Raw genomic sequence first — 6,811 nt, 5'->3', positions numbered from 1 at the left:
AATGTCCATTTTCGCGAAAGTGGACATTATCGTGAACAGGAAAATACAGGGGAAGACGGTGCTGATGGAGCGCTTACCATCCTGCCGACATGGACAACGGACATGCATGTGACCATTCGGTCAACGTTATCAGGCATGGCGACATCATAGCCGCAGTGGCGAAGCCACCGCAGCTTGACTTCCGGTTTTATCGGCGCACCAGGCGATTGGGGATACGCGCACGGTTATCCGATCGAACCGTACCTGGCAACACGGCGCTGATCCGACTTACCTGTAACCGAGCCTCCCAAAACGGCATCGCAGCCCAATGGTAGCGATCCAGCTCGGCCAGACAGGGGAAACGCGTCGTCCACGCAAAGACCATGTTACTCAGGTCAAACTCTTCTATCCCCTGCTGTTGCCAGCGTTTTAACCAATCCTCGTGATCGCCCGGGGTCACAAACGCCAGCTCAATCTCCGCCTGTGCCAGACTGACCTGATAGCGACGTCGCTTATGCCACTTCACCTGTTTTTCTTGCCGTTGTTGTCGGGTCTGTTTCATCGCCAGTTTGTGCTCAAAACGCTGCTGACGGCGGCGGCTGACCTCGGGGAACAGCATATCGCGCGTATCACCGGGCAGCGGGGAATAACACCGCTCGCCACGGCTGGCAATCAATGTATTCAACGCATCGACATAGTCTTCCAAACAGGAAGTTCGGTGGCGATCGCCGGGGCGGTAGGTAATGTCGATCATACGCATGTCCTTGGCTGAAATAGTGGAGCGTCCGGTCAGTTGACGGAAAAAGGCGTTGGCATAGGCATAGACAGCCTGCCGTCTGTCCGTCTCGCGACGGGCCTCAACCTGAGCAATGGCAAACCATACCGCCTGCCGGTAGGGGTGCCACGGCACCAGAGCCATATGGTTCGGGATCACAGGCAATGTCCTCCCATCCGCAGTGCAACTGCCAGTTTCTCCGGTCGCCAGAACCCCTGCCGGTAATACACGGCAACCGTAGTCAGCACGCGATTAACGATCGCCGGTGTATAGGTATCATCCAGGTACAACCACGCCTGAGACTGACCATCGTCAAAGGGAAGTATCATCGACCAACCCGGAACATCGGCTCCCGCGCTGCACAGATACACCGCCGTGGCCTCATCGCCTGCCGGGCTTATACGACACACGACCGGCACCCGCCCGCAAAATTCACAGCCTTCTTCGGCGTTGACCCGCCAACCTTCCGGCACCGTCAACTGACTCAGTACGGCACAATTGAGCATCACTCGGTACTCCATACCCTGCTCGCGGTACTGCTCTAGATCGAGCGGACTCATGCTCATCAACTGCTCAAGGTTCAATTTTTTCATTATGCTATTGCCGCCCAAAGGGCGGCACCTCCGGTCAGGCAGCAACGTTATCAGGATGGGCAATATCGTCAGCAGCATCAGCTTCATCGCTAGCGGGCAGCAGGCAATCAGGCACCCAGCCGCTGGCGCTCAGTTCGTCCTCGGCCAGCTGCGCGGCGTCGCCCTTCTTCATCTTGAGCACCGAGGCCGCCTGCGCCACTTTTCCGGCATCAACCAGCGCATCGCTCATTAGCTCTTTACTGATACGCCCAAAGTAATTGGCCTTGGTCGGTTGCCACCAGTCGCGCAGAGTGAAATCCAGCGCGTGCTCGAGCGGCGTCAGTTCACCGCCAACCTTGCCATCCCTCGCAGGCCACAACTGGATGGCATCGAGAGACTGGCCGACGCAGTACGCCAGCAGCGCCACGACGTCGGCCTGTTCCCACGTCAGCAACCATGTGAAATCGGTATTCCACTCCGGCGGCAATTTGGACTCCCACTGCGCGTGCAGCTCGCCCAGCTGGCGATCGGCGCGGCTTCCTTCCGCTGTCGGAGCTTTGGTCAGCAGTTCCGCGCGTTTGGGCGTCAGGTCGGTTTTGAGCAGCGAACCGGCGTAGCGTGAGCCGAACACCTTCACGGTCAGTGTGTGGGTGTGCAGTGCCAGCGCGACGGTCGGGTTCTCTACCAGCGCACCCATCACCGCCAGCGAGCGCTCTGCCGACAGACAGGTGATCAACGCCGCCGACAGCCCTTTCTCCTTGGTTTTCGGTGCAGGTGTCTCGCTGGCCGCTGTCCCGTCACCGTTGTCATCACCGGCAGGCGCGGTTGTCGACTCACTCGCACGCAACACGATACCGCGCTGGTAAACCACGTCCCCGCCACTCAGAGACACCATCACCCCGCCAGTACTGCGCAACGCCTGCGGCCATGACCGGATAGTCGCCAGCTCGGTGATCCGCTCAATATCGGCCTGTATAGCGTCGCTTTCGGCAATCATCACGTCAGTATCGGTATCGGCATCCGCTTCTTCGAATGCCGCTTCCAGCGCAGCAAACCGCCCTTTCAACCGGGTGATCTCGGCCAGCTCGGCGTCGGAGAATTCCGGCACCGGTTCAGCCATCTCGCGATACAGCTCGGCATCTTCGCCCCACGTTTTAATGGCCGAAATGCGACCTTCCGCCCAGCTCCAGCCCTCGTCCCCGGCAACCTGCTGCGCCAGTGCGTGCAGTTTTTCGCGGGTAAGACGCTCCAGCAACGCCGGTTCGGTCAAAAAACCTTCGTCGGTAAACAGATCGAATTTGAAGGTGCCGCCAGCCGACTCGTAGGCTTCGCGCCCGACGAACGCCAGTTGGCTGTTGTCCTTGGCCGAGACTTCGTCTTTCAGCACGGCCTCGCGCAGGTGCTGCGGCGCGGCCGCCCAGCCGTGCGCGTTGACCCACACGTCACATTGACGTTGATGATCTTCGGTTGCCGACAGCGCTTGCAGCTGGTCGAGTGTGATTTTGTCGTCGGCCAGCGCATCGAGTAGTACCGGTGCCATCGTCGCCAGCCTCAGGCATTTTTGAACGTGCTTGGTGCTGAAGCCCAGCAGGCCGCCAATCTGCGCCGGAGCACGCCCTTCTGCCGACATTTCACGGAAAGCGAAGACCTGATCAGCCGGGTGCATCTGCTCACGCTGACTGTTTTCCGTCAGGGAAATGATGCGCGCCATCTCCTTGCTGACGATCAGTACATCAACCGCGTAACCCGCATTGACGATGCCGTCCGGCGTGGTCTTGTCGGCGTCGTCTTCATGCCCCATCAACCACCGCAACGCCAGCGTGCGCCGCTCACCGGCGGCTACGCCAAACTGACCGTTCTCCATCTCGAAGACGATCAGGTTCTGCAATAGCCCGACAGAGCGGATACTGGCGGCCAGCCCTTCGATCGATGCCTGTGAGGTTTTTTTCTTGCGCACGTTCAGGCCGTCCAGTTCCAACTGGCCGAGCGTGGCCGTTTTGCGCACGGCTTTTGCCAGTGCCGCTTCGATATTTTCAGCGACAACGCTTTTCTTCGTCGCGGATTTGGCCGTGCGGGTTGCTTTGGCCGTGGCCGGTGCTTTAGACTCGATAGTTGACATGTGATAGCTCCTTCAATGTTATTGCTGTTGTGCCAGTCCCGATGGCGTCAGGACTGACGGTGAGAAAGCAGCGGAAACGCTGCTTTTTTATCGACTGAAATTCAGGCTCCAGTGGGTCAGGGTCATCTGATCACTGGCCGCAACCGGCCAGCCGTTGACGACCCAGACCGCAATGGTGTCGAAATCCCCAAAATCCGCGTAAACCTCCACCGCCCCTGCCGGAACAACCGGAGGCTCACTGGTGCCAGTCGAACAGCCACAAACCGCCTTCACGAAACAAAACAGGTCATACACTTGTGGTACGGTCAGATCGCAGTTGGTCTGTGCTGATGCTGCTGTAGGCTTCGTTGTCGCGCCTTTGACGTTTTGTTGAGCCATGTTGAAATCCTCCGTGGGTTGAAAACTGATGCCGCTGTGAGTATTCGCCGTCGCAATAAAACTGATCCAGCACGGCGAGGAGCGGCGGCAAGGGGCGGAGACAAAAAGTTTTTTGACCAGAGGGAGAAAAAGTTTTTGGCGGAGTTCATTTACCCCTTGCCGTTTAAGCGAGGCGGTGTGCTGTTATCAGTTGCGGCGGGAAGACTGACTGCGGCTAAAGCAACCCGAAAGGATGAACAGGGCGCAATTCGCCGGTCGGGCGCGACAGCGAACGGTTCGGCGCCTCTGAAGCGGCGGCAGCCTCACCGCCGCGCGGTTGGCCCTGTGCGGCGCGGCCTGTGGCCGCTGCAAGCGTGCCGTTGCGTCATGGGATGGACGCCCGCAGGGGGGCGACGGTATGCCGGCGCCATGCGCAGCACGACAGCCCGCCCGGACGCCCGATACCGGTATCAACCCCGCACAGAGACCCCTCACCAAAAATGCAGAAACAGGAAGCATCACTCTACCAGGACGATAAACAGTCCTGCTCCATCCACCTAAACACCCCCCCACAAGGCAGCGAAAGAGGGCGGCGCAGCCGCCACCTTCGGTAGCCTGACGCCGAAGGCGGCTGACAAGGTTTTTCCGCGCGTCCAGAGTACGCAGGGCAAGCAGGCCGCCGCTCTGACGGCCCTTTGTGGTGATAACCTAGGGATGTAACGCGGCCCGCAACGCCTCGATAGCACATTGTCCCCTGGATGTGTCTTCATCCCAACTTTCGGGGTCGTCTATATCTATAGTAATCGCGGCCAGTTCCAACACGGTTTCCAGTGCGCTGGCGCTCACCTCGACCTGTCGAGTTCGGCTGCGACTATCGGCAATTTTCGTTATTGCATCCTGAATGTATTGTTGATTGATACCGTACCGCTGATATTCCTCAATATCAGAGCAGCCAATGGTTTCCAGTATTGCCAGCACATCGCCGTCGTTAGGGTTCCACTCCTGTGCAAAGTAACGCACGGCGTGCGCATCCCATATCAGCACGGTAATAGGTTCGTCGCTGCCATACTCACGGAATAATTCCGCACAAACTTCTTTCACGCTGCCAAACATAATTCCCCCTCCTTATTTATGAGGGGCGGCATAGCCGCCCGTATTCGAATCCCTGTCAGTCCAGCGCGCGGCAGATGTCGGCGCGCTCCGGGTGCGTCTCGATATAGCGCCAAAGCTGCTCTTCCCGCTGCATAAGCAACTTCACCAGTCCGGCATTGCCCCGATCGTGATGCAACCAACAGCGGCGATTGATGGCCAGTGCCGTCAACACGATACCGGCGGCGTCACCGCTGAGGGTCTTGTCAAACCAGTTATCAGCGTTGATCAGGTGCACACGATCGCTGTCAGGTGCCATATAGCCGCCCCCCTCCGGTAAACGGATGAAGTGCCAAAACCCGCCGGTGTACTGCGGCAGATAGCGATCGGCGAGGGAATACACCTGCATTTCAGCGGGCAAAAAATCCTCGCCAAACAGATCCGGCAGAAACGACAGACGATCGGATTCACAGACTTGCAGTGTGACGGAATGAGCATGTTGCATGGGACTACCTCCAGAGTTTCAGGGTTCGCGACACCGGCCGGTGCCGTACCCATTCGAAAGGCCGGCCCCGAGGGAGGGAGGCAGGGGCGCCACCGCAAGCCGCAGCGCAAGCCCGTTGCGGGCTGAATGCGCCGTAACGGGTGCGAACGGGTGAGGAGGCGGCGAAGCGTACCCTTGCAGCCCGACCGTGCCGGACTAGCGTTTGGGGACGGCACAGGCCGTCACTACGCCGGTGCCGCAAAGGGAAAAGATTTAGAGAGGTGTAGGTAGGCCCAGCCAGCGTCCTTTGCGGCGCCGGCATCGCCGGCAAGTGCCGCGTGGCGGTTCTACGGACGCGGGGCGTTCGATGCGCCCTGGCGTCCGCAGGCTTACAGCGAGGCAACCCGGGCAGGTTTCCCTGCCCGGCTGCATAATGCCTGCGGTTCAATCTTTGAAATGGTGATCCAGTTCGTTGATAGCCTGATAGATTTCGACGTAACGATCGTGCGCGTCCCGCAGAATATGCCCGGCCAGGCGTTCGGCCAACACATCGCTGTTCCAGAAATACACGCTGACCAGCTCGCGCAGCCGCAGGTGCATCTCACACATGTCGTTGGACAGTGCCGCAATTGCGGCACGCAGGTCTTCATTCCCGGTGTAGTTCATCGTTGATTTCCCTTTGTTATGCTGCGTACTGGGCGCGCAGGCGATGCAACCGCTGCTGACCGATGGTGTGGTACTGCTCCAAAAGCTCGATGCCTATATAGCGCCGCCCGGCCTGAGCGGCGGCGACGCAGGTCGAACCTGAGCCAGCAAAGGGATCGAGGACAATCGCGCCGGGCTGCGTGAACGACTCAATCAACGGTTGCAGAATGGACACCGGCTTTTCAGTCGGGTGGTGACGATTGCCGGTGTATTCCCAGGGCTGCACATCAGAGCGCGGTTGCGCCGGCAATGCCGGGCGCCCTTTCGCCAAAATGTAGGCACATTCATGCTGGTAGCCGACAAAGGCAGATTTGGAGGCGTAGGGTTTGGTAAACACCATATGCCCGACGACGCGGAACCCGGCCTGTTTCCAGGCGGCCATAAAGGTATCTACCCGGTTCCAGCCGTAGAAACTCACCGCCAGACTGTCAGGCTTGAGCACCCGGAACATTTCACGGAACGCCGGCCGCACCCATTCATCATTTTTGTCGTTGGCAATGCTGCGACCGCTGCGGTCGGTATAGCCGACCAGATAAGGGGGATCGGTCAGCACAAAATCAATGCTGTTTGACGGAAAGCCAGCCATCACCTGCACGGAATCACCCAGGACATATCGGGACATAAGGAATACCTCGCCATTCGAGGGGTGCAGGAGGAGGCCGGTACGGCCACCGTTCCCTGCTGCCCGATGTCATGGCAGGCAGGCACCGCCGCGTGTCAAGCCGACCGTG

Annotated in this window: 8 protein-coding genes; all 8 read right to left on the bottom strand. The window is 59.2% G+C overall.

What is annotated here, in order from left to right:
- Positions 1-187: 187 nt before the first annotated feature.
- On the bottom strand, positions 188-913 hold the full coding sequence (locus tag ACGS9J_RS24010; RefSeq protein ID WP_442233139.1) for a plasmid SOS inhibition protein A: 726 nt from the start codon (positions 911-913) through the stop codon (positions 188-190).
- A complete protein-coding gene (gene psiB / locus ACGS9J_RS24005) occupies positions 910-1,347 on the bottom strand; it encodes a conjugation system SOS inhibitor PsiB (RefSeq protein ID WP_048795550.1) in 438 nt (145 codons plus the stop codon). Before psiB ends, ACGS9J_RS24010 begins: the two co-directional genes overlap by 4 nt.
- Positions 1,348-1,381: 34 nt before the next feature.
- Positions 1,382-3,445, bottom strand: a complete 2,064-nt coding sequence (locus ACGS9J_RS24000) for a ParB/RepB/Spo0J family partition protein (protein WP_442233138.1) — start codon at positions 3,443-3,445, stop codon at positions 1,382-1,384.
- A gap of 87 nt (positions 3,446-3,532) precedes the next feature.
- Positions 3,533-3,823, bottom strand: a complete 291-nt coding sequence (locus ACGS9J_RS23995) for a ribulokinase (protein ID WP_442233137.1) — start codon at positions 3,821-3,823, stop codon at positions 3,533-3,535.
- A 687-nt stretch (positions 3,824-4,510) separates the two neighbouring features.
- Positions 4,511-4,915 (bottom strand): DUF1380 family protein, encoded by a 405-nt coding sequence (locus ACGS9J_RS23990; protein ID WP_241392011.1) that lies wholly within the window; start codon positions 4,913-4,915, stop codon positions 4,511-4,513.
- Positions 4,916-4,970: 55 nt separating this feature from the next.
- The gene (locus tag ACGS9J_RS23985; protein ID WP_129942257.1) at positions 4,971-5,396 is read right to left on the bottom strand and encodes an antirestriction protein; all 426 of its coding nucleotides are present in this window, start codon (positions 5,394-5,396) and stop codon (positions 4,971-4,973) included.
- A gap of 423 nt (positions 5,397-5,819) precedes the next feature.
- Positions 5,820-6,041 carry a hypothetical protein gene (locus tag ACGS9J_RS23980; protein ID WP_241390713.1) on the bottom strand — a complete coding sequence of 74 codons (222 nt, stop codon included), beginning with the start codon at positions 6,039-6,041 and terminating at the stop codon, positions 5,820-5,822.
- 16 nt (positions 6,042-6,057) lie between these two features.
- Complete coding sequence (locus ACGS9J_RS23975) at positions 6,058-6,702, bottom strand: DNA methyltransferase (protein WP_048795503.1); 645 nt, start codon at positions 6,700-6,702, stop codon at positions 6,058-6,060.
- Positions 6,703-6,811 lie beyond the last annotated feature (109 nt).

The sequence above is a fragment of the Serratia quinivorans genome (assembly GCF_052113645.1).
Classification (GTDB): domain Bacteria; phylum Pseudomonadota; class Gammaproteobacteria; order Enterobacterales; family Enterobacteriaceae; genus Serratia; species Serratia quinivorans_B.
The sequence above is the reverse complement of the archived record's forward strand: the minus strand, read 5'-3'. Positions and strand labels throughout refer to the sequence as shown.

Bases quoted from the DNA above. Each gene is read 5' to 3' on its own strand.
- ACGS9J_RS24000 (WP_442233138.1), bottom strand. From the start codon at position 3,445: ATGTCAACTATCGAGTCTAAAGCACCGGCCACGGCCAAAGCAACCCGC.
- psiB (WP_048795550.1), bottom strand. From the start codon at position 1,347: ATGAAAAAATTGAACCTTGAGCAGTTGATGAGCATGAGTCCGCTCGAT.
- ACGS9J_RS23985 (WP_129942257.1), bottom strand. From the start codon at position 5,396: ATGCAACATGCTCATTCCGTCACACTGCAAGTCTGTGAATCCGATCGT.
- ACGS9J_RS23990 (WP_241392011.1), bottom strand. From the start codon at position 4,915: ATGTTTGGCAGCGTGAAAGAAGTTTGTGCGGAATTATTCCGTGAGTAT.
- ACGS9J_RS23980 (WP_241390713.1), bottom strand. From the start codon at position 6,041: ATGAACTACACCGGGAATGAAGACCTGCGTGCCGCAATTGCGGCACTG.
- ACGS9J_RS23975 (WP_048795503.1), bottom strand. From the start codon at position 6,702: ATGTCCCGATATGTCCTGGGTGATTCCGTGCAGGTGATGGCTGGCTTT.
- ACGS9J_RS23995 (WP_442233137.1), bottom strand. From the start codon at position 3,823: ATGGCTCAACAAAACGTCAAAGGCGCGACAACGAAGCCTACAGCAGCA.